The following is a 19,475-nucleotide window of genomic DNA, read 5'->3' on the forward strand; positions in this document are numbered from 1 at the left end:
CAAGAGTAAGCGCTGAAGCGCCAACTCTTGTCGACAGCGGAGAAAGAAATGGATCAGGACAACAACAAGGTGCGTTTTTCGCACAACGACGACAAGGTCGTCGTGATCATCGGCTCCGGTGCGGGCGGCGGCACGCTCGCCAACGAACTCGCGCAGAAGGGCATCAACGTCGTCGTGCTGGAAGCGGGCAAGCTGCATACGCAGGCCGATTTCACGACGGACGAATGGGGCGCGTTCCAGATGCTGTCATGGCTCGACAAACGCACCACGTCGGGCAGCTGGCGCATCGCCAAAGACTTTCCGAATCTGCCCGCGTGGATCTGCAAGACGGTGGGCGGCACGACCACGCACTGGGCCGGCGCGAGTCTGCGTATCCAGCCGTACGAGTTCAAGGCGAAGACGACCTACGGCGATATCAAGGACGCCAATCTGCTCGACTGGCCGCTCACGCGTGAAGAACTCGATCCGTACTACGACCGCGCGTCGCAGAAAATGGGCGTGACGCGCACCAACGGTCTGCCGGGCCTGCCGGGCAACAACAACTTCAAGGTGATGTCGGCCGGCGCGATGAAAGTCGGCTACAAGGAATGCAATACCGGCCACATGGCGATCAATAGCGTGGTGCGCGACGACCGCGCGCATTGCTTCCAGCGCGGCTTCTGTTTTCAGGGTTGCCGCACGGGCGCCAAGTGGTCGACGCTCTACACCGAATTGCCGCGCGCTCAGGCAACCGGCCATATGGAGTTGCGCACGCAGGCCCACGTGGTGCGCATTGAAACCGATGCGCGCGGCAAAGCGAAGGAGGTGATCTACTACGACGGCAACGGCAAATTGCAGCGGCAGAAGGCGCGCGTCGTCGCGGTGGCCGGCAACTCGATCGAGACGCCGCGGCTGTTGCTGAACTCGCATTCGAGCAAATTCCCGCAGGGACTCGCGAACGGCTCGGGCCAGGTGGGCCGCAACTATATGCGTCACACCACGGGCTCGGTGTATGCGGTGTTCAACGACAAGGTGGAGATGTTCAAGGGCACCACGATGGCCGGCATCATCGAGGACGAAGCGGTGTTCAATCCGCAACGCGGCTTCGCGGGCGGCTATCACATGGAGACCGTGTCGCTCGGCCTGCCGTTTTACGCGGCTTTTCTGAATCCGGGCGCATGGGGGCCGACCTTCAGCCAGGCGATGGATCAATACGCGTACACGGCGGGTATGTGGATCGTCGGTGAGGATATGCCGCGCGAGAGCAATCGTGTGACCTTGAACACGGACGTGAAGGATCAGTACGGCCAGCCGGTCGCCAACGTGCATTTCGACGATCACCCGAACGACGAAGCGATGCGCGAACACGCCTACAAGCAGGGCACGGCAGTGTACGAAGCGGCGGGCGCGAAGACGGTGTATCGCGTGCCGCCGTATCCGTCCACGCACAATCTCGGCACAGCCCGCATGAGCGCGCGTGCCGAAGACGGCGTGTGCAACCGGTTCGGCCAGACGCATGAAGTGTCGAACCTGTTCATTTCGGATGGCAGCCAGTTCACCACCGGCGCGGCGGAAAATCCGACCTTGACGATCGTCACACTGGCGATCCGTCAGGCGGATCACATCGCGGGACAGATGAATAAACGCGCGGTGTAAAGCGGTTCGACGGGGCCGGCGCGGCGTTCGGGTTCGATGCGATTGCCGGGCGGCGAATGCCGGCGTATGTTGACGAAGACGGGCGGCGTGCCGTGGCTGCATGAAAAGCGCCACGGCGCGCGTGCTTGTAATTAAGGAGCAAACGTTATGTGTGGGATATACATCAACGCCGATCCGATCCTGTACGAGTCGCGCACGCGCTCGTTGCGCATTCACGGCGTGATCACCACGGTGCGGCTGGAGAATCTGTTCTGGGACGTGCTGCACGAAATCGCCGCGCGCGAAAGCATGACGACCAGCCAGTTCGCCGTGAAGCTCTACGACGAACTGATCGCTTTGCGCGGCGAGATGCCGACCAACTTCGCATCGTTTTTGCGGGTGTGCTGTTTGCGCTATCTGTCGATGCGCACGGAGAAGGGCGCCGGCGCGCCCGATGCGGTGCCTGAACTCGCATTGGCGGTGAACGAAGCGAAGCCGCGGATTCTGAAGACGGTTTGAGGCGGATGGGCCGACGCAAAGCCGCTGCCGCGGTTGCGCGTGGCCACGAGGCAGACATGCCGCGACGCAACCGGCACGCGCCCGTCCGCGTGCTAGGATAGCCGGCTCATCACGCACAAAGCTGGAGACCTGGATGAGTCCGGAGAGTGCCGCCCGTTTCGATGAAGAGTTCGCGCCTCGCATTGCCGAGGCGATTGCCGCCTGTTTCGCGACAACCGTGCAGACCAAAGTGCTGCCGTACGGCGGCCATGGGCATCCCACTCGCGTGCGGATTCACGCAGCGCCCATCGAAGACATGGGGCACTACACCTATCCGCTGAATCTGTATCTGACCTGGGACAGCGACGAAATCGAGCGACTGATGGGCGCGGAAGGGCCCTCGCGTTTCGCCGGCTATCTGGCCGCGCTGCCGCGCAAGCTCGCGGCCTGGAATCATGCGCGCGAACTGGATTTTCTCTCGCATACGCAGGCCGATCCTCTGGTGTTGATCGGCGGACTCGATTTCGAGTCGTAAGCGCGCATTGCGCGCCGCTTCAAGCTTGCATAACTACGGGCGCCACACGGCGCCAAGCCTTAAGCCGCGGCTCCCAGCCTGAAGAAACTCACGCTTTGCACGAGCCCGGAGGCCTTGCTTTGCACCGCATCGGCTGCGGCAGCCGCCTGCTCGACGAGCGCCGCGTTGCTTTGCGTCACCTGATCCATCTGCGTGACGGCATCGTTCACTTCCGCGATACCCGCTGCCTGATCGACGCTTGCCGTCGCGATGGATTCGACGATGCGCGTCACGCTGCCCGCGCTGGCCACCACACCGTCCATCGTATTGCTCGCGTGATTGATCAACTGCGTGCCGGCGTCGATCGTGGCGACCGACTCGCGAATCAGCGCCTTGATCTCCTGCGCGGCATCGGCGGAACGTTGCGCGAGACTGCGCACTTCGCTCGCGACGACCGCAAAGCCGCGCCCTTGCGTGCCGGCACGGGCCGCTTCGACTGCGGCGTTGAGCGCGAGGATATTGGTCTGCGCCGCGATCGCTTCCACCACCGCGATGATATCGACAATGCGCCTGGACGCCGCTTCGATCTGGCCCATCGTGCGCACCGCGTCGCTCATCACGGCGCCGCCATCGCGTGCCGCTTGCGCCGCGGTTTGCGCGAGCGTGGTGGCCTCGCGCGCATTGGCGGCGTTGCGCTGAACCGAGTCGGTGAAATGCTGCATCGACGCGGCGGTTTCTTCGAGCGAGGCCGCTTGCTGTTCAGTGCGTGCGGACAGGTCGAGGTTGCCTGCGGCGATCTCCTGCGTGGCCGACGAAATCGTCGTTGCGCCTTCACGAATCTCGCTGACGATCTGCCGCAAGCGCCGGTTCATGTCGTTGAGCGCGATGAGCAGCAGGCCGGTCTCGTCGCGGCTCAACACGGCCACGTCCGCGCGCAGATCGCCTGCCGCAACCGCCTGCGCGACGCCCACGGCCTGCCTGACCGGCAGCGTGATGCTGCGGCTGAGAAACCACACCGCAAATGCGCAGACGCCGAGCGAACCGATCACGACCGACAGCAGCAGCACCGTGGCAATCGTATAGGAGCGTTCCGCCGCTTCGCTCGTGCGCACGCTGGAATCCTGCGCCTGTTGCATGACGGAAGCGACGATGTCGTCGATTGCGGCGGTCGGGGCGCGGTCGATGCCCTTCACGAGAGCGTCGACCACGTGTGCGGTGTTCGGATCGGCGGCGTCGTAGCGCTTGAGCGCACCGAGGTAAGTGTCCTGCAACGAAGCGTGCGTGGCGAGCGCCTTGTCGACGCCGTCCACGTTTGCGCCCAATGCGCTCAACTGATCCTTCAGACGCAGCAGGGCGGCCTGCGTCGTGCCGCTTTCCTTGCTGAAGGCGTCACGGTATTTGGCGAACGCGGCGGGATCGGCGCCGCGCAACAACAGGTCTTTCCATTCCTGCACCTGCTTCTTGAACTCGACCTGCGCAACGCGCGCCGTGTCGGCGGCTCGCGCGTAGTGAGCGAGCGATTGCGCCGACTCGATTTGCAGTGCATGCGTTTTTGCCAACGCATGCCAGCCTTCCAGGCCCACGATCATCGTCGCGGCCAGCAACACCGCGCCGAGCAAGGCCAATTTAACGGCGATCTTCAGATTTCTATAGAACGTCACTGCGATGTCCCAGGTAAGGCATTTAATCGAGTTTGAATTGCGTCACCGCGCCTGCCAGGCTCACGGCCTGGTTTTGCAGCGCGGCGGCCGCCGCCGTGGATTGCTCGACCAGCGCGGCGTTCTGTTGAACCATCTCGTCGAGCTGGCTGACCGCGCGGTTCACTTCCTGAATGCCACGCGTCTGCTCGCTGGCGGCCTGGGTGATTTCGGAAATGATGGTCGTCACGTTGGCGACGTTGCTGACGATCTCCGTCATTGTCTCGCCGGCCTGGCGCACCTGGCCCGAACCCGAGGTCACGCTCGCCACTGTCGATTCGATCAGCGCCTTGATTTCCTTCGCGGCCTGCGCGCTGCGCTGCGCGAGGCTGCGCACTTCGCCGGCCACCACCGCGAAACCGCGGCCCTGTTCGCCCGCGCGCGCGGCTTCCACCGCGGCGTTCAACGCGAGGATGTTGGTCTGAAACGCAATGCCGTCGATCACGCCAATGATGTCGGAGATCTTGACCGACGCATGCTGGATCTCGCCCATCGTCGCAATCACTTCGGAGATCACGACACCGCCGCGCGAGGCAACCTGCGAGGCGGACACGGCGGTATCGTCGGCCTGCTTCGCCGCGCTTGCCGACTGCGTGACGGTCGAGGTGATTTCTTCCATCGACGCCGCGGTTTGCTGCAAACTCGCCGCGGCGGACTCCGTGCGGCCCGACAGATCGACGTTGCCCGCGGCGATTTCATTCGCGGCCACACGCACCGATTCGCTGGCGTCGCGAATCTGGCGCATCACGTGGCTGAGTTTGTCGATGAAGGTGTTGAATGAACGCGCGATCTGCGCGACTTCGTCGTTGCCGACGGCGGGCAGACGTTGCGTGAGGTCGCCTTCACCGGAGCCAATGGCATCCATCGCGTCGCGCACTTTCGACAGACGCTGGAACGACACGGCAGTGACCGCCGCCACGACCGCGGCGGCGATGCCCGCGATCACGATCAACGCGATCACCGAAGCGGTCAGCAGTGAACGCATGCCGGCGGTCGCTTCGGCTTTGTCGAGCGCGACGACCGCGTACCAGTCGGTGCCGGGAATCGCTTGCGCGCGCAGCAGCTTCGTGCTGCCGTTCACGTCCATTTCAAGCGGACGGTCGGCACTGAAGAGAGCAGCGAGCTTGTCGCCGGTCAACCCCGGCGCCACATCGGAGACCGGCTTCAAGGTCAGTTTCGCATCGGGATGCGCGACGATATGGCCGCTCGCATCGATCAACATGCCGAAGCTCGCCGGCGTCGGATGAATCGCTTTGACGTTGGCGATCACGCTGTCCATCGCGACGTCGCCGGACACCACCCCTTTCACCACGCCGTCGCGCACCACCGGCGCGGCGAACGCCACCACCAGTTTGCCCGTGCCCACGTCCACGTAAGGCGGCGTGACCACCGGCTTGCCCGCTTCCGCGGCCTGCCTGTACCAGGGACGGCCGGTCGGATCGTAGTCGGGCGGAATGCCGGTCGGATCGGAGAACTTCGCCGTCTTGTCCGCATAACCGACGTACACGTTGGTGAACTTGCCGGCCGCGGCGATCTGCTTCAGCGCGGCGGACGGATCCGCTTGCAGCACCGCGTCCTGCAGCGAGTTGATCATCTGGCTGTTGGTGGCGACCCAGTCGCCGATGCCGCCTGCGCGACCGCTTTCGACCGCAGTCAGACTGCTGTCGATGGCATCGGCGTTATACGAGTTGGCGACGACATAGTTGAGAACCGCGTTGGCGGCGAGCGCGACCACAACGATAGCGACGCACAGGGCGACGATGCGCGCGCGAATGGAGGTGAACATGTCGGGAGTCTTTCGGAGTGAGCGGTGAACCGGAGTCGGTGAGGCGGGGGCCTCACACGTTGTATACGGCTCCAATTAGTGGGACTTGAGCGGGGAATGCTTTCAATTGCTCACCAACGGCGGGTGAGCGGTGCGGGGCGGCGTGTCGAGTTCGCGCGAAATCTTTCTTGCGCGTTGGCTTTTTCAATGTGCACGTATTCGTATGACGATAACGCCGGCTAGAGGCGTCCAAGGATCGCTTCACATCACCGGAGAGTGCAGATGATGCGGATGATCGAGTGTCTCCGCAACGATGCGCAGCGCCTCTTCGCATTCATCGCGCGTTTTCGATCCGCCGAGGCAGACGCGCATGGCGTTGGGCGGATTGCCGTCGGTCGAAAACGCGGCGCCCGCCACGGCGGCGATGCCCTGATTGCGCAACTGCAACGCGAGTTCAGATGCGCTCCAGCCGCTTTCCACCGGCACCGGCAACCACAAATGAAAGCCATCCTGATGCGCTTCGAAAGGCCATGCTTCGAGCATGCGCGAAGCAATGGCCTGGCGAGCGCGCGACTCGTTGCGGATCGCGTTGAGCATGTCAGCCGCGGTGCCGTCCACGATCCACTGCGTCGCGAGCATGACCGTGAACGGGCTCGCCATCACGGTGGTGGCGCGCAATGCGCCGGCTAGCCGCTGCGTTTGCCGCGGCGTCGGCGCATGCAGATGCGCGACGCGCAAACCCGCGCCGAAGCTCTTCGACAAACCCGTGACGTAATAGGTCAGTTCGGGCGCGAAACTCGCGAGCGCGTCGGGCGCGTTCTGCGGCAGCATCGCGTAGGCGTCGTCTTCGATGATCGGCACGCTGTAGCGCAGCGCCACGTCGGCGAGCGCCTCGCGCCGTTTGTGCGTGAGCGTGAGCGTGCTCGGATTCTGCAGCGTCGGATTGCAATAGAACGCGCTCGGCTTGTCGGTCTTGCAGAGCGCCTCGAAGGCGTGCGCGAGCGGTCCTTCGTCATCGCGCGGCAATGCCTGCAAACGCACGCCGAGTTGCGCGGCGATCGCCTTGATGCCGGGGTAGGCGAGTGCATCGAGGCAAATGGTGCCGCCCGGCCGCGCCAACTGCGAGACGAGCGCCACCAGCGCGCTATGGATGCCGGGGCACACCAGCACGTTTTGCGCGTCGCAATGCGGCACGCGGCGTCTCAACCATTCGGCGCCCGCGTCCTTGTCGGCCACCGAGCCGCCGAAGTCCTGATAACGCAGCAATTGATAGGGATCGCTATCGGCCATCTGCCGCGCGGCGGATTCGCGCAGGCGTATCGCGAAGTCGGGCGGCTCGGGGGGCGTGTTCATCGACATCTCGATGCTGCTGCCGCCCGCGAGCGGCAACGTGGCTGTACGCCCGCGCACGAACGTGCCGCTGCCCGCGCGCGAATCGAGCAGGCCACGTTTGCGCGCTTCGGCGTAAGCGCGCGCCACCGTCGTGTAGTTCAGCGCGAGTTCCAGGGCGAGATCGCGCAGCCCCGGCAAGCGGTCGCGTGGACGCAGCCGCCCAGTGGCGAGATCTTCTTCGATCAGATCGGGAATCGCCAGATAAGCGGGTTTGCGAATGTCGGCGAGACGTTTGATCCAGTGATGTGTCGGGCTGCTCATTGGTTTCTGGTCTCTATTCACGTTGAGAGAACTTGATAGCATTGGCATGCGATCAATGATCGGATTGATCGACTGTGGTGAATGACTGCACCACGCCGACACGTCGGTATGCGCGAATCGCACATGGCTGGTGCGACAAAGCCGCGGCAACGGCGTTCGCGCCGGATGCCCGAGTCATATGCAACCTTCGCGCCCAAAATTTTTTCGAGTCGCACTTCGAATCGAGACGGAATTGATTGCTGATTGATCGCATTCGCGTGCCCGATCAATGGCACGGCCGTTGCATTGGAAGAAGCGCGCACAGCTTGAACGCGCGTCCTCTTTTACTTAGCAAACCTGATCGGAGAGTGTCATGCCAGCCGTCAACAAACCGCTGCATCAGAAAGGCGATTACCTTGTCGACTATGAGGAGAAAGTTTTCGAAGACGTGAAAGCCGAGCCGGGCGAGAAGGCGCTCGTCACGTTTCATACGGTCGCGTTCGAAGGTTCGATCGGTTTCGTCAATATGCTGCAGGCCACGCGCCTGCAACGTAAGGGCTTCGAAACATCGGTGCTGCTGTATGGGCCGGGCGTGACGCTCGGCTTGCAACGCGGCTTTCCGACGCTCGGCGACGAAGCGTTTCCCGGCCATCTGAACTTCAACAAACAACTGACGAAGTTCATGGAAGAGGGCGGCAAGGTCTACGCATGCCGCTTCGCGCTGCAAGCACTGTATGGCCATGGCGAAGCTTCGCTGATCGAAGGCATCCGGCCGATCAGCCCGCTCGACGTGCTCGACATCCAGTTGCTTCACCGCAAGGACAATGCGTTGGTCATCCACACATGGACGGTCTGACGGCAGTTTGACAAGAGGCAAGTGACCACCATGTCCGACAAACGTATCGTGCGCGCCGCAGCGGTTCAGATCGCACCCGACTTCGAGCGCAGCGGCGGCACGCTCGAGAAGGTTTGCGAGGCCATCGGGAAAGCCGCGCGCGAGGGCGTGCAGCTGATCGTGTTCCCCGAAACTTTCGTGCCGTATTACCCGTACTTTTCTTTCGTGCGGCCGCCGGTCGTGTCCGGCGCCGATCACATGAAACTCTACGAAGAGGCCGTGATCGTGCCGGGCCCGGTGACGCAGGCGGTGGCCGAGCAGGCGCGTTTGCACCGGATGGTGGTGGTGCTCGGCGTCAACGAACGCGATCACGGCAGCCTCTACAACACGCAGTTGATCTTCGACGTGGATGGCCGGATCGTCCTCAAGCGCCGCAAGATCACCCCGACGTTTCATGAACGGATGATCTGGGGGCAGGGCGACGCCGCGGGTTTGACGGTGGCGAATACGGCGGTGGGGCGTGTCGGCGCGCTGGCTTGTTGGGAGCATTACAACCCGCTCGCGCGTTATGCGTTGATGACGCAGCACGAAGAGATTCATTGCAGCCAGTTTCCCGGTTCTCTCGTGGGGCCGATTTTCGCCGAGCAGATCGAGGTGACGATCCGGCATCACGCGCTGGAGTCGGGCTGCTTCGTCGTCAATGCAACGGGATGGCTTACCGAAGCGCAGATCGCCTCCGTAACGCCGGATACGAAGTTGCAGAAGGCGCTGCGCGGCGGCTGCAATACCGCGATCGTCTCGCCGGAAGGACAGCATCTCGCCGAACCGCTGCGCGAGGGCGAAGGCATGGTGATCGCCGATCTCGACATGGCCTTGATCACCAAGCGCAAACGCATGATGGATTCGGTCGGCCATTACGCGCGGCCCGAATTGCTGAGCCTCGCGATCAACCGGCGGCCCGCGGAAACCGTCGCGCCGATGCCGGCATGGCCGGTCACATCGAGCGTGGATTTCAATTCAACCGAAGGAGGATGCGATGAACGCCAGCGAGTCGCTGTCGGCGCAGAGCCGGCAATTGATGACTGAATTGCAGTCGACCGGTTTGCGGCTGGTGTCGCCGGATGCGGGCGCAGCGAGCCGGCGCGGCGGTGCGGGTCCGTCGGATCACAAGGCGGTGACGGTGGATGGCGTGACGATCATGGTGCCCGTGCATACGAGCACCGCGTGGCACTCGCCCTTCGTCGCGCAGACGCCGGATGCGAGCGGTTCGAGCGCGCTATTGCGCGGCACGATCCCAATCGCCAACATCAGCTTTCCGAAAGCGCCGCGTTTCTACGGCATGCAGACGCTCGACGGCGTGCCGTACTCGCATATCGCCGCATTGCATAGCGCCGACGTACTCGCGACCACCGTCTTGCAAACCTGCATTCGCTACGAGAGCCGGCGCAAGAGTTGCAAGTTCTGCGCAATCGGGCAGTCGCTCGCGGCGGGCCGCACGATTGCGCGCAAGACACCGGAGCAACTCGCGGAAGTGGCGCGCGCGGCGGTGTTGCTCGACGGCGTGAAGCATATGGTGCTGACCACCGGCACGCCGCCCACGCCGGATCGCGGCGCGCAGATTCTGTGCGAGAGCGCGTTCGCGATCAAGGCCGCGGTCGATCTGCCGATCCAGGCGCAATGCGAGCCACCCGACGACGACCTCTGGTTCGCGCGCATGAAAGCGAGCGGCATCGACACGCTCGGCATGCATCTCGAAGTGGTGACGCCCGCTTTGCGCGAACGCATCATGCCGGGCAAAGCGAGCGTGCCGCTATCGCGCTACATGGAAGCGTTCAAATCCGCCGTGGCCGTATTCGGACGCGGCCAGGTCAGTACCTACATTCTTGCGGGGCTCGGCGATAGCGCGGCGGCGATTCTGGCGATGTCGCGCGAATTGATCGAGCTGGGCGTCTATCCGTTCGTGGTGCCATTCGTGCCGATTAGCGGCACGCCGCTCGAAGATCATCCGGCGCCCACGCCCGAGTTCATGAAGTCGGTGTTGCAGCCGCTTGGCGGCATGCTCAATGCCGCGGCCATGCGTTCGAGCGATATCAAGGCCGGTTGTGGGAAATGCGGCGCGTGTTCGTCGTTGTCGTCGTACGAGGAGTGATCATGTTCGGTGAAGCGATTGCAGGCGAGGCGCTGGACGGTGACATCGATTCCGCACCGTATGCGCCGAGTGAATTCCGCATCAAGTGGACGACGTTGCATTGGGAGGCCGAAGAGGCATTCAAATTGCGGCGCGCGGTGTTCTGCATCGAGCAAGGCATTTTTGTTTCCGACGATCGTGACGATATCGATCGGCACGCGCAGCAACTGGTGGCCGTCAGTTGTCTCGGCGGCATGCCGGAGCAGGTGGTCGGCACCGTGCGGATTCACCGCGATCACGAGAACGTGTGGTTCGGTTCGCGCCTCGCCGTGCACGCGGCGTTTCGTCGGCATGGAAAGATCGGCGCGACGTTGATTCGTCTCGCGGTGAGCAGCGCGCATGCGTTGGGCTGTGAGACGTTTTTGGCCCATGTGCAGAGCCAGAATGTGCCGCTCTTTCGCGCGATGCATTGGGACGTGCTCGCGGAGGAAACGCTGCTCGGCAGGCCGCACCATCTGATGCAGGCGCAATTGGACCGCTATCCGCCGTGTGTGACGCCCTTTGGCGGCTTCGTCACGCGCACGCAAGCGCAAGTGTATTCGCGCCGTCTCGAGCCCGCGCGGAGTGCGGCATGAGCGTCGCCGATCTCGTCGGGAGCTTGCGCGAAAGTCGTGGGTTCCGCCACAAGACCGATATCGTCGACGTGGTCGGCGCGCTGGCGAAGCGTTTGCCTCGCGGCACGCGCGATCTCGCGCAAGCCGTGGCGCTCGGCGACGACTGCGCCGCGCTCGCCGATGGCGACGGCTTTCTGCTCTTTGCGATCGAAGGCATGGTCAGCGATTTTGTCAGCGCCATGCCGTGGTTTGCCGGCTACAGCAGCGTGATGGTCAACGTCAGCGATATCTATGCGATGGGCGGACGGCCGCTGGCGGTGGTGGACGCGCTGTGGAGTCCGGGCATCGGCGCCGCCGACGACGTGCTGGCGGGCATGGCGGCGGCGTCGGTCGCGTACGGCGTGCCGATTGTCGGCGGCCACACGAATACGCGCAGCGACGCGGCGCAACTGGCGGTATCGATTATCGGCCGCGCCAAGGCGTTGCTATCGAGCTTCAACGCCAAACCAGGCGACAGCCTGATGATGGCGGTCGATCTGCGCGGCCGTTTTGAAGAACCGTATCCGTTCTGGAATGCGTCGGTGGATGCACCGGCCGAGCGTCTGCGCGGCGATCTCGAACTGCTGCCGCAATTGGCGGAAAGCGGCCTGTGCGATGCCGCGAAAGATATCAGCATGGCGGGCACGCTCGGCACGGCGTTGATGTTGCTCGAATGCTCGCGAGTAGGAGCGCGGATCGACCTCGCTCGCATTCCCAAACCCAAAGCCGTGGCGCTGGAACGCTGGGTGACCGCGTTTCCGAGTTTCGGCTATCTGCTATCCGTGCGACCCGAGCATGTCGATGCCGTGCAGGCGCTGTTCGATGCGCGCACTCTCTCGTGTGCGGTGATCGGATCCGTCGATGCGGCGAGTCACGTTGTCGTGCATCACAGAGAGGACGCTGCAACGCTGTGGGATTTTCAGCGCGAGCCTTTCATTGTCGGGGAGGGTGACGTGACATGAACGCGTTGTGCACAGTCAAGCCGCGTCACGGCGTTCAGCACACGCTCGAACTGGCGACGCCTTTGACGACACATGGGCACGACGCGACCGTGTTCGTGCCCACTCATTGATTCGAGGATCAGCAATGCCCGTCATGCACTTTCGCATTCAATGGCCCGATGGCGACGAAGCGAACTGTTACTCGCCCTCGCACGTGATCGGCGATTTTTTCATCCCGGGCGAGGCGTACGCGCTGGAGGATTTCGTGGCGCGCTCGCGGCAGGCGCTGGGCATCGCGTCGGAGCGGGTGCGCGAGAAATATGGCTTTGCCTGCTCGGCGGCGATGGACCAGCTTGCGCAGATCGAGCGCGACGCGGCGCGCTTTCGCGATCGCCCGGACGCGACCGTCAAGGTTATCGAATTCAGCTAGGCGCTTATTCTTTCAGAGGACGCATCATGTCGAATCCAGCACATCACGCGCGCGCCGAGGGTCATTACAGCGTGCTCGTCATCGGCGGCGGTCAGGCGGGACTGTCGGTCAGCTATTACCTCAAAGAGGCCGGCATCGACCATCTGGTCGTCGAAAAGAACACTGTGACGCACACATGGCGCGAGCAGCGCTGGGACGCGTTCTGTCTGGTCACGCCTAACTGGCAATGCGCGCTGCCCGGTTATCCGTATCGCGGCGACGATCCACACGGTTTCATGAAGAAGGACGAGATCGTGGCGTACCTCGACGGCTTCATTGCGCATGTCGATGCGCCGCTGATGGAGCGCACTGAGGTCAAACGCGTCAAACAGCGCGACGACGGCGTCTACGCGATCACGACAACGCGGGGCGATTTCAGCGCGGATCAGGTGGTGGTGGCCTCGGGCGGCTATCACACGCCGATCGTGCCGCGCCTGGCAGAGCGCTTGCCCGCGCGAATCGTGCAACTGCAATCGTCGGCGTATCGCAACCCGCAGGCGCTGCCTGACGGCGCGGTGATGGTGGTCGGCACAGGGCAGTCCGGCGCGCAGATCGCGGAAGACTTGCATCTGGCCGGCCGCAAGGTGGTGCTGGCGGTCGGTGAGGCGCCGCGTTGCGCGCGCTTCTATCGTGGCCGCGACGTGGTGGATTGGCTGGCCGATATGCAGTACTACGACATGCCGGTGGAAAAACATCCGTTGCGCGAAGGCGTGCGCGACAACACCAATCATTACGTGACGGGCCGCGACGGCGGCCGCGATATCGATCTGCGCAAGTTCGCCGCCGAAGGCATGGAGTTGTACGGCCGCCTCGACGATCTGCGCGACGGCCAGTTTCATTTCTCGCCCACGCTCGCGGCCAATCTCGACGCGGCGGACGATACGTATAACCGGATCAACGTGAGCATCGACAACTTCATCGAGAAGCGGGGTATCGACGCGCCGAAGGGCGGTGTGTACGAACCTGTCTGGCGTCCGTCACAGGAGCGCACCACCCTTGATCTGGAAGCAAGCGGCATTGCCGCGATCATCTGGTGCATCGGTTTTACGCCGGACTTCAGCTGGCTCGATGCACCCGTGTTCAACGGTCGCGGTTATCCGGCACATACGCGCGGTATTACGCCGATCGACGGCTTGTATTTCGTCGGCTTGCCGTGGCTGCATACGTGGGGCTCGGGGCGTTTCTCCGGCGTCGCGCGCGATGCGGAGTTCATTGTGCAGGCGATTCACGAGAAGGCACGCGAGCGCGCGTCGTTATCGTCCGCTGTCGCCGCGTGACGTTGCTCGATGCAGTGACCAGGCATGGTGCATGAAAAAAGGCCGCTGCGTTTTTCATCGCAGCGGCCGCTGTATTTCACCGATACGTTCGGCTAAGGCTTAGCTGCCCAACGCCGGATCGCTCATGCTGCTCTTGCCGGTTTCCACGTGTCCGGAAAATCGCCGCGCGAACAGCGGATCCGTATTGACCGTAATCGCCAGATCGTACCAGCCGTGAGCGTTGCGCAGATCGAGGTAGATCGGGTCGGTATCGCCGCCGCGCACCGTATGCCGGATCACGTTGTTCGGGTCGTACGCGTTGACGATCTTGAACTGGGCAGGCGCGCTGCCCACGTTTTCCAGACGCAGTTGCAGATTGCCGTTCGCGACGTCATAACCTTCCTCGACTTCAGGACGCGCTATGTCGGAGCCGTTCCACCAGTTGCGCGCGACCGGCTTGCCCGCGAAGCGGCGCAGAAAGCCATTCGGGCCGTACACGGTGAAGTCGTAACTGCCGTCCGCATTCAGCGGCAATACGTCCTGCAGGCGCTTGCCGGCTTCGACCGTATAGGTGCGCGGCGCGTCGAGACTATGAGCGGCGTAGACGAGAAACACCGCGCCGGTACGGCCCGTATTGACGAAGCGCATCGTGAGCTGGTTGGCCGAACCTTCGCCATGCACACGCACGAACAATTCGTACGGCAATGCGCGCGCGGGGCGTACGCCGGGTTCCTGCTTCGGCACGGCCTGCAACGCGGGCGGCAGCGGCACGTAATCCGGATGGCGGTTCTGATCCGGCGGCACGTAGCCGCTCGTGCCCGGCAGTGTCGGGAAAGCGTCGTTCGGATTGCTGAAGTTGAACGCCGACATCAGATCGCCGCACACCGCGCGGCGCCACGGCGTGATGTTCGACTCGCCGAGATTGTGCTCGTGGCCGAAACGCTTTTCGATGAAACGGATCACCGACGTGTGGTCGAACAGCTCCGAGCACACGTAGCCGCCTTTGGACCACGGCGACACCACCAGCATCGGCACACGCGGTCCGAGGCCGTACGGGGCGGCGGTAATCTTCGCGTCTCCCGGATAGATTTCGTTGCTGGTGTCGACGGTGGACAGGCCGTTCGCGCTCGACGACGGTGCGAACGGCGGCACCATGTGATCGAAGAAGCCGTCGTTCTCGTCGTAATTGATCAGCAGCACCGTCTTGCTCCACACCTCGGGATTCGACGTGAGAATCTGCAAGACCTGGTCGATGTACCACGCGCCATAGTTCGTCGGCCAGTTCGGATGTTCGGAGTAGGCTTCGGGCGCGACGATCCACGACACTTGCGGCAGTGCGTTGCTCTGGACGTCGCGCTTGAGAATGTCGAAGTAGCCGTCGCCCTTCGCCGCGTTCGTGCCGGTGCGTGCGTTGTCGTAAAGCGGGTTGCCGGGCTGCGCGTTGCGGTACTGGTTGAAGTAGAGCAGCGAGTTGTCGCCGTAGTTGCCGATGTACGGGTTCTGCGTCCAGCCCCACGAGCCGTTCGCGTCGAGACCGGTGCCGATGTCCTGATAGATCTTCCACGAAATGCCCGCGTTCTGCAGCACTTCGGGGTACGTGGACCAGCCATAGCCGAGTTCGGAGTTGTCGATCACCGGGCCGCCGCCGCTGCCGTCGTTACCGACCCAGCCGCTCCACATGTAATAGCGGTTCGGGTCCGTCGGTCCCATCAGCGAGCAGTGGTACGCGTCGCAGATGGTGAAGGCGTCGGCAAGTTGGTAGTGAAACGGAATGTCCTCGCGCGTGAAATAGGCCATCGTCGTGGCGCTTTTGGCGGGCACCCATTGATCGTAGCGGCCGCCGTTCCATGCCGCGTGCGTGCTGGTCCAGTCGTGCGCGAGATCCTGCAGGAATTGCAGACCCAGATTCGGCGCGCTCGGCCGGAACGGCAGCACGTAACCAGCATCCGCCGCGAGCGGCTGATACCACACGGGCTTGCCGTTCGGCAGATTGATCGCGCGCGTGTCGCCAAAACCGCGCACGCCCTTGAGCGTGCCGAAGTAGTGGTCGAACGAACGGTTTTCCTGCATCAGCACGACAATGTGCTCGACGTCGCGAATGGTGCCGGTCTTGTTGTTGGCGGGAATGGCGAGTGCGTTGCGAATGCCCAGCGGCAGCATGCTCAGCGCGGTGGCGGAACCGGCAGCGTGCGCGGCGGAGCGCAGAAAATCACGGCGATTTTTTGAGGTCATGGTATTGGCTTTCGATCTTCGGTGGAGGAACGATGCACGCAACGCACGAGACTCGCCCGCGCGCCGCATGACGCGCGAAACTCAGTCGACGGTATGGATCACGGGTGTGGCGAGCGGCGTCGACGCGGCGGCGGACAATGCCGGGTCGGCGCTTGATGCGGGTAGTGCGAGGGTTTGAATCGTAACGGCAGCGGGCGCGGGTGAAGCGAAGGACGGATTCGCCGACAGCACGGCGCCGGCGTTACTGTCGCTGGCCGGACTCCCGGTAGACGTAACCGCGCGCGTGTCCGGGGTTTTGTCGTCGTCGTTGCCGCATGCGCCGAGCAGCATGCACAGCGACACGGCGACCAGTGCGGCCGCCAAACGTTTGCAATGCAAGGCAATCGACGGGTTCGACACAACAGACATGGCAATGTCTCCGGCACGGGGAAGATGAGCCAGGGCGTCCATGTGCCCAGGTCAGCGATGCGCAAGAATAGTCGCTTACCTGTGTAACTTTTGTGAAGATGTGGAAATTTGGGTATTTGTTGAGAATTGCGCGACCGTCAATCCTGCGATGGCGACGATGGCCTCGATCTCGACGGTAATATTGCCCGGCAGCGAACCCACGCCGACCGCGGAGCGCGAGATTGCCCTCGCGTGTGCAGTGCGTAAAGTTAATCTGAGGCGTTTGCCGGCAATGGCGTTATGACCCGGCGCGTCGTCGGGAAGACGCGCCGCGCTCATGACCTCAATGGTCCGAATGCGTGGCGCTCGAAACGAATGCCGCAATGGCTTCGTTCAGCGGCCCCGGCGCGTCGCGATGCGGCGAGTGTCCGCAAGCGTCGAGCTTGACCAGTTGCGCATGCGGCACGTGTGCGGCGATCGTCTCGATCTGCGCCATCGTGCCGTAGTTGTCGTCGTGGCCTTGCACGGCGAGCAACGGCTTGCGGATCGACGCCAATTCTTCTGCAATCGACCACTGCCTGAAAGCCGGATTCAGCCAGATATCGTTCCAGCCATAGAACGCGGAATCGACATCCGCGTGATAGCGGCCGAGCTTGCCGCGCAGATCCGTTGTTTCGTAGAGTTGTTTGGTCTGGGCGATACTCTCCACCGAAATATCTTCGACGAAGACATGCGGCGCGATTGCCACCGCGCCGGCCAATTCTTCAGGATGGAGCGCTGCATACAGCAACGTGATCGAGCCTCCGTCGCTATGGCCGATCACCCACATGCGCCGGCGTTCGCGCATATCGATATCGAGCGCGTCCAGCAACGCGGGCAGAATGTCGCGCGCCTGAGCCGTCATGAAATCGACGGGCCATTTCACCTCATGCGGACGCGGCGTGGAAAGTCCGTAGCCAGGCCGCGAATAAACCAGCCCACGCATGCCGAGCCGCTCGCATAACGATTGCGGCCAGTCGCGCCACATCGCGATCGAACCGAGGCCTTCATGCAGGAAGACGGCGATCGGCGCGCCGCCGGCCTCGTCATTCAGCCAACGATACTCGATGCGCAAGGGCCCATGCGACGCGCAAGCGGGCAAGTCAGCGAATTCGCTGGCGCTCGTCGCTGCAACGTTGCCAATGGCGGGGTTCTGCATAGATCACCTTATGACTGCTCGCGCAGTTTGAAGCGTTGAATTTTTCCGGTGGCGGTCTTCGGCAAATCGTCGACGAACACGATATCGCGCGGATATTTATGCGGCGCGAGCCGGTCCTTCACGAAAGCCTTCAACTCATCCGCGAGTATCTCAGAGGCCGCGAATTCACGCTTCAACACCACGAAAGCACGAGTCTTGACGAGGCCGCCGTGATCGACGCCGACCACCGCCGCTTCGAGCACCGCGCCGTGCTGGACCAGCACCATTTCCACTTCGACCGGCGAGACATACTGGCCGCTGACTTTGAGCATGTCGTCGCTGCGGCCCGCGTAGACATAGCAGCCGTTCGCCAGCCGGCAGTACTTGTCGCCGCTGCGGATCCATTCGCCGAGAAAGGTGGCGCGCGTTTTCTCGCGGTTGTTCCAGTACATCACGGCGGCGCTCGGCCCTTTGATATACAGGTCGCCGATTTCGCCATCAGCCACCGCATGACCGGCATCGTCGCGCAACTCGACTTCGTATCCCGGCACCGGGCGGCCCGTCGTCCCGTACTCGACCGCGCCCGCGCGATTGGACAGGAAGATGTGCAGCATTTCAGTCGATCCGATACCGTCGAGAATCTCGCAGCCGAAATGGGCGGTGAAACGCTCGCCGATTTCACGCGGCAACGCTTCGCCCGCCGACGTGCAGATGCGCATCGCGACATCGGCGCGTGCGGGCAAGTTGGGTGAGACCAGCATGTTGGCGTAGAGCGTGGGCACGCCGTAGAAAACGGTAGGGCGATGTTTGACGAGGCGCGTGAAGATCGCGTCGGCGGTGGGACGCTCCGCCATCAGGATCGCCGTGGCGCCGACCGACAGCGGAAACGTCAAGCCATTGCCGAGACCGTACGCAAAGAACAACTTGGCCGCGGAGAACACCACGTCGCTTTCGGCGATGCCGAGGATCGGCTTGGCATAAAGCTCGGCGGTCCAGTACAGATTCGCATGCGTGTGGACGGTGCCTTTCGGTTTGCCGGTCGAGCCCGACGAATACAGCCAGAAGGCGATGTCGTCGCAACCGGTTGCCGCGGCTTTGGCGGCGGGTGGGGCGGCGTCGATCAATTCTTCGAGCAGCGGCGCGATGAGCGGCTCGCCCTCACACGGCTGCGAGACGATCAACTGACAACCATCGTGTTCGACGGACTCCAGCGCCTGCGTCACGTTCTGCATCAGCGCACCTGAGGCGATCACCGCGCGCGCGTGGCTGTGCGTGAGCATGTACACATAGTCGGCGGGCGTGAGCAGCGTGTTTGCGACGACCGGCACGACGCCCGCGTAGAGCGCGCCGAGAAAGGCAACCGGCAGGGCGATGGTATCGAGCATCACGAGCAGCACGCGCTCTTCGGGATGCACGCCGAGTGTGCGCAGCGCGCTTGCAAAGCGCCGCGCGCGCTCTTCGAGTTCAGCGTAGGTGATGCTGGCGGTGTCGTCGATATAGGCGGTCTTGGCGGCGCGGGCTTCGTTCAGTCGAAACAGGTAGGCCGCGAAGTTGAATAGCGCGGGCGGCGCTTCGACTGTCGCGGCGGGCTGATTCGCTGCCTTTTCCAACAGGGCTTCCATGTGTCTCCTCCATCGGGTGGGCGCGGTCCGGCTGTTCTGTGCTCATGATCCGCTC

General features: G+C 63.2%; 18 protein-coding genes. 10 read left to right on the top strand and 8 right to left on the bottom strand.

The features are described from left to right. The first annotated feature begins 48 nt into the window (after positions 1-48). The 3 genes from B0G82_RS12220 to B0G82_RS12230 all read left to right on the top strand — a co-directional run bounded on the left by B0G82_RS12220 (position 49) and on the right by B0G82_RS12230 (position 2,647). On the top strand, positions 49-1,635 hold the full coding sequence (locus B0G82_RS12220; RefSeq protein ID WP_121307512.1) for a GMC family oxidoreductase: 1,587 nt from the start codon (positions 49-51) through the stop codon (positions 1,633-1,635). 147 nt (positions 1,636-1,782) lie between these two features. Next, positions 1,783-2,133: a ribbon-helix-helix domain-containing protein gene (locus B0G82_RS12225; RefSeq protein ID WP_012433706.1), complete on the top strand. Its 351-nt coding sequence runs from the start codon at positions 1,783-1,785 to the stop codon at positions 2,131-2,133. Positions 2,134-2,266: 133 nt separating this feature from the next. Continuing rightward, complete coding sequence (locus B0G82_RS12230; protein ID WP_116139958.1) at positions 2,267-2,647, top strand: DUF5594 family protein; 381 nt, start codon at positions 2,267-2,269, stop codon at positions 2,645-2,647. A gap of 59 nt (positions 2,648-2,706) precedes the next feature. Here B0G82_RS12230 and B0G82_RS12235 read toward each other — a convergent pair whose 3' ends face one another. The 3 genes from B0G82_RS12235 to B0G82_RS12245 all read right to left on the bottom strand — a co-directional run bounded on the left by B0G82_RS12235 (position 2,707) and on the right by B0G82_RS12245 (position 7,741). Continuing rightward, the gene (locus B0G82_RS12235) at positions 2,707-4,287 is read right to left on the bottom strand and encodes a methyl-accepting chemotaxis protein (protein WP_121307513.1); all 1,581 of its coding nucleotides are present in this window, start codon (positions 4,285-4,287) and stop codon (positions 2,707-2,709) included. A 22-nt stretch (positions 4,288-4,309) separates the two neighbouring features. Further along, on the bottom strand, positions 4,310-6,109 hold the full coding sequence (locus B0G82_RS12240; protein ID WP_121307514.1) for a methyl-accepting chemotaxis protein: 1,800 nt from the start codon (positions 6,107-6,109) through the stop codon (positions 4,310-4,312). A 240-nt stretch (positions 6,110-6,349) separates the two neighbouring features. Next, entirely contained in the window at positions 6,350-7,741 is a 1,392-nt protein-coding gene (locus B0G82_RS12245) for a PLP-dependent aminotransferase family protein (protein WP_121307515.1), read from the bottom strand. A 352-nt stretch (positions 7,742-8,093) separates the two neighbouring features. On the opposite strand from B0G82_RS12245, the gene B0G82_RS12250 reads away from it, so the two are divergent. The 7 genes from B0G82_RS12250 to B0G82_RS12280 all read left to right on the top strand — a co-directional run bounded on the left by B0G82_RS12250 (position 8,094) and on the right by B0G82_RS12280 (position 14,023). Next, the gene (locus B0G82_RS12250) at positions 8,094-8,576 is read left to right on the top strand and encodes an MSMEG_0572/Sll0783 family nitrogen starvation response protein (RefSeq protein ID WP_012433701.1); all 483 of its coding nucleotides are present in this window, start codon (positions 8,094-8,096) and stop codon (positions 8,574-8,576) included. A gap of 30 nt (positions 8,577-8,606) precedes the next feature. After that, positions 8,607-9,641 (top strand): Nit6803 family nitrilase, encoded by a 1,035-nt coding sequence (locus tag B0G82_RS12255; protein WP_121307516.1) that lies wholly within the window; start codon positions 8,607-8,609, stop codon positions 9,639-9,641. Then, positions 9,592-10,704: an MSMEG_0568 family radical SAM protein gene (locus B0G82_RS12260; RefSeq protein ID WP_199730079.1), complete on the top strand. Its 1,113-nt coding sequence runs from the start codon at positions 9,592-9,594 to the stop codon at positions 10,702-10,704. The genes B0G82_RS12255 and B0G82_RS12260 overlap by 50 nt, the downstream gene beginning before the upstream one ends. 2 nt (positions 10,705-10,706) lie before the next feature. Beyond that, positions 10,707-11,318 (top strand): MSMEG_0567/Sll0786 family nitrogen starvation N-acetyltransferase, encoded by a 612-nt coding sequence (locus B0G82_RS12265; RefSeq protein ID WP_121307517.1) that lies wholly within the window; start codon positions 10,707-10,709, stop codon positions 11,316-11,318. Next, positions 11,315-12,298 (top strand): sll0787 family AIR synthase-like protein, encoded by a 984-nt coding sequence (locus B0G82_RS12270; RefSeq protein ID WP_121307518.1) that lies wholly within the window; start codon positions 11,315-11,317, stop codon positions 12,296-12,298. The genes B0G82_RS12265 and B0G82_RS12270 overlap by 4 nt, the downstream gene beginning before the upstream one ends. A 124-nt stretch (positions 12,299-12,422) precedes the next feature. Continuing rightward, entirely contained in the window at positions 12,423-12,707 is a 285-nt protein-coding gene (locus B0G82_RS12275) for an MSMEG_0570 family nitrogen starvation response protein (RefSeq protein WP_116117786.1), read from the top strand. A gap of 26 nt (positions 12,708-12,733) precedes the next feature. After that, complete coding sequence (locus B0G82_RS12280; protein ID WP_121307519.1) at positions 12,734-14,023, top strand: MSMEG_0569 family flavin-dependent oxidoreductase; 1,290 nt, start codon at positions 12,734-12,736, stop codon at positions 14,021-14,023. A 99-nt stretch (positions 14,024-14,122) separates the two neighbouring features. Here the strand turns inward: B0G82_RS12280 and B0G82_RS12285 are convergent, their stop codons facing one another. The 5 genes from B0G82_RS12285 to B0G82_RS12305 form a co-directional block, all read right to left on the bottom strand. Then, the gene (locus B0G82_RS12285; RefSeq protein WP_121307520.1) at positions 14,123-16,234 is read right to left on the bottom strand and encodes a phospholipase C, phosphocholine-specific; all 2,112 of its coding nucleotides are present in this window, start codon (positions 16,232-16,234) and stop codon (positions 14,123-14,125) included. A gap of 81 nt (positions 16,235-16,315) precedes the next feature. Further along, positions 16,316-16,642 carry a hypothetical protein gene (locus B0G82_RS12290; protein WP_121307521.1) on the bottom strand — a complete coding sequence of 109 codons (327 nt, stop codon included), beginning with the start codon at positions 16,640-16,642 and terminating at the stop codon, positions 16,316-16,318. A 75-nt stretch (positions 16,643-16,717) separates the two neighbouring features. Then, positions 16,718-16,960 (bottom strand): hypothetical protein, encoded by a 243-nt coding sequence (locus B0G82_RS40415; protein WP_241974539.1) that lies wholly within the window; start codon positions 16,958-16,960, stop codon positions 16,718-16,720. Positions 16,961-16,964: 4 nt separating this feature from the next. Next, positions 16,965-17,819, bottom strand: coding sequence for an alpha/beta hydrolase (locus B0G82_RS12300; protein WP_121307522.1), 855 nt, complete (start codon positions 17,817-17,819; stop codon positions 16,965-16,967). 8 nt (positions 17,820-17,827) lie between these two features. Next, positions 17,828-19,420 (bottom strand): benzoate-CoA ligase family protein, encoded by a 1,593-nt coding sequence (locus tag B0G82_RS12305; RefSeq protein ID WP_121307523.1) that lies wholly within the window; start codon positions 19,418-19,420, stop codon positions 17,828-17,830. Between the last annotated feature and the right edge of the window lie 55 nt (positions 19,421-19,475).

This window comes from Paraburkholderia sp. BL17N1 (genome assembly GCF_003634175.1).
GTDB lineage: Bacteria > Pseudomonadota > Gammaproteobacteria > Burkholderiales > Burkholderiaceae > Paraburkholderia.